Annotated in this window: 3 protein-coding genes; 2 read left to right on the top strand and 1 reads right to left on the bottom strand. The window is 33.1% G+C overall.

Annotation, left to right across the window (positions count from 1 at the left end; genetic code table 11):
- Positions 1–514 (bottom strand): AMP-binding protein (locus tag SVN78_09675; GenBank protein MDY6821873.1); only part of this gene is annotated, 514 nt, incomplete at its 3' end.
- A 499-nt stretch (positions 515–1,013) separates the two neighbouring features.
- On the opposite strand from SVN78_09675, the gene SVN78_09670 reads away from it, so the two are divergent.
- Both SVN78_09670 and SVN78_09665 read left to right on the top strand, forming a co-directional pair.
- Positions 1,014–2,606 carry a glycerol-3-phosphate dehydrogenase/oxidase gene (locus tag SVN78_09670; GenBank protein ID MDY6821872.1) on the top strand — a complete coding sequence of 531 codons (1,593 nt, stop codon included), beginning with the start codon at positions 1,014–1,016 and terminating at the stop codon, positions 2,604–2,606.
- Positions 2,607–3,296, top strand: a 690-nt coding sequence (locus tag SVN78_09665; protein MDY6821871.1) for an FGGY family carbohydrate kinase, incomplete at its 3' end; no start/stop codon positions are given.

The following is a 3,296-nucleotide window of genomic DNA, read 5'->3' as shown; positions in this document are numbered from 1 at the left end:
CATATTCAAGAAACCCTCTATTAGGAGCTTCTTTACCTAATCCCTGCTTTGACCAGATCAGCGCTTTAACAGTGGGCATTTCAGAGAGCACATCCTTTACAAGATCGTATAGGGCATCTTCTATTATAAAGATTTTACTTTCGCTATGATTTATACAATATTGTATATCTTGGCCACGAAGCAGATAGTTTATGGGCACATATATTGCTCCTAGCTTGCAACATCCAAGCCACGTCAATACATGATCAATAGTATTATGTGCAAGTATTGCCACTCGGTCGTATTTTTTTACACCTAAATCGGCAAGGGCATTAGCTGTTCTATTACAAGTTTTTTCTAGCTCACTATAGGTCATTTGTTTGTCTCTAAATATAAGAGCTGTCTTATTGGGGTAATGATGGGCAGTTCTGCGAATCATATCTGCAATTACCCATCGGTTAACTCGGTTATAACGGTTAAGCAAAAATTCAATATTTTCCTCATTTATTTCCTGAAAATATTTTTTTTCATCCATTAGATTCCCCGCTTAAATTATTTTTTAATTATTATAATACACTATTTTAAATATGCAATAAAAAATGAAATAATGTATAATGTTTTAATTATAACGGCTATGATTATAATATTGTTATTAAAAATTATTTAATATAGGGATTGTAGATAAGAATATTGACAAATGTAAATTAGGTTCTTATAATTATAAATACAAGTATTTATTTTATTATAAGTTAAATCTTAGATTTTTATTTGAAAGGAAGATATTAGGTACAAGCTTTTTAGGTATAAGCCTTATGATAAGCCTTATATATTGTTTTGAATATTCTATTATGCAAAGAAATTCTAGATTTTCCTGCGGAACCTTTCTCTATCTTTTTAATGTAATAGAATAAGGGGGATTATGTAATAAGTGATAAACTATTAGTAGAGTTTTTTACGCTTAAGGTATGTTATTTATTATTATTTATATAAAAAAATGTTATAATTGATTAGAATATAAAATAGGAGATTAAGTTGTGAATGTTAATTCATATAGTTTAAGAGATATAGAAAGAAATTGGGACCTAGTTGTAATAGGCGGAGGAATTACTGGGGCAGGAATATTTCTGGAAGCCTCAAAAAGGGGTTTAAAGACTATATTGTTAGAACAGAAAGATTTTGCATGGGGGACATCCAGTAGATCATCTAAGCTTATTCATGGTGGTTTAAGATATCTTAAGCAGGGAAGGTTTGATTTAACCTATGCTTCTGTAAAAGAGAGAGAATTTTTAGTTAAAGATGCAACAGGACTAATTGAGTATCTACCATTTATAATGCCCGTTTACAGCATAAAAGATAAGCTAATGTTGAAAGTTGGTCTTGGAGCGTATAGCTTTATGGCGGGTAAAAAACAACATAGATATTACAATAATAAAGAATTGATAAAAAAGATACCCACTATTAATACTAAGGGGTTGGTGGGTGGTTTCCAGTTCTTAGATGCAAGGGTTGATGATGCTAGATTAACACTTAGAGCTATATTTGAGGCGATCCAATATGGGGGTTTGGCGTTAAATTATACTAAAGTCAAAGAGATAATAAGGAATAATAAAGGTGTGGTAACAGGAGTAACTGCAGTTGATACAGAAAATGGAGACTCTGTATTAATAAATACAAAAGCAGTTATAAATGCGGCGGGTGTTTGGAGTGAAACATTACATAAATCACCTTTTAAAAAAGTGCACATAAGACCATTAAGAGGCAGCCATATTGTTTTTCCATACAATCTTTTTCCTATAGAGCATGCAATAAGTTTTGTTCACCCCGATGATAGACGTCCTGTCTTTCTTATACCCTGGGAAGGTGTAACAATTTATGGAACAACTGATGTTGATCATAGCGCCACAGATTTGATGGAAGAGCCTCATATGTCACTGGAAGAATTCAATTATCTGATAAAAGGATTAAAGGAATATTTTCCTAACATAAATATAGGTTTTAACGACTGCATTTCAACATTTTCAGGGGTAAGACCAGTTCTTAGTAAAGGGGGTAAAAAAGATCCTTCAAAGGAATCAAGGGATGATATTATATTTGAAGATAGGGGTTTGGTGACTATTACAGGTGGCAAGCTTACTATTTTCCGCAAACTAGCATGCGATGCATTAAAAGCAGCAAAAGGATATCTACCAGGGTTGAAAGATGTCTCAAAGAAAGGGCATATTTTTAAAAATATTGACAATATAATAAAGGAATATCCAAATATTAATAGTGAAAAATTAAAAATAATATTTGGTAGATATTCTGATGGGGCAAAAAAGATAATAGAAGAGAGTAACAAAGATCAATTGGAATATATTCCAGGGACAAAAACCTTGTGGGGAGAATTGCCTTATATTGCAAAGAACGAACAGGTAAGGCATCTGGAAGATATTCTCTTAAGAAGGGTAAGGATAGGCAATCAGCTTCCTGAAGGTGGCAAAAGGTATTTAGATAAGATTTACTCCCTTTGTTCAACTTCTCTTAATTGGGATAAAACCAAATGGGAAGAGGAGAAAAGATCATATATAAATCTCTGGAATAGATGTTATTCACTTCCAAGAGATGAAAAACAATCAGAGGAGGATTAAATGAAAGAGGTATTACTTTCTATTGATTGTGGCACACAAAGCCTCAGGGCTATACTCTTTTCAACAACAGGTGAGCTTATCCATAGTGAAAAAGTGGCTTATGAACCTTATTTTTCACCAAAACCTGGTTGGGCAGAACAGGACCCTGAAATTTTATGGAATAGCTTATGTAAAGCTTGCCAGAGTTTAAAAGAAAATCAGCCCGACCTATTTAATCATATATTAGGTGTTGGTGTGACAACACAAAGAGACACAATGATTAACGTTGATAAAGAAGGTATTCCATTACGTAATGCTATAACTTGGCTTGATCAGAGGAAAGCGAAAAAGACATATACACCCAATCCAATTATGGGGATTATTTTTAGAGCTGTAGGTATGTATGATGCCCTTGTTAAAACGCAAACCGATGGGAAGTGTAATTGGATAAAACAAAATGAACCAGATATATGGTCTAAGACCTATAAATACTTGCAGGTTTCAGGCTTTTTAAATTTTAGGTTAACAGGATTATTTTTAGATTCAATTGGTTCGCAAATAGGCCACATTCCCTTTGACTATAAGAAAATGAAATGGAGTAAAAAAGGTTCGTTGAACTACTTACTATTCCCTGTTGAAATAGAAAAGTTGCCCGATCTTGTTGCCCCAGGTGAAATAATTGGAAAGATTATCCCTAGCGCAGCAAAGCTA

This window comes from Deferribacterota bacterium (genome assembly GCA_034189185.1).
Taxonomy (GTDB): Bacteria; Chrysiogenota; Deferribacteres; order Deferribacterales; family UBA228; genus UBA228.
Note: the sequence above shows the minus strand (reverse complement) of the source record. Positions and strands in the feature narration are given on the sequence as shown.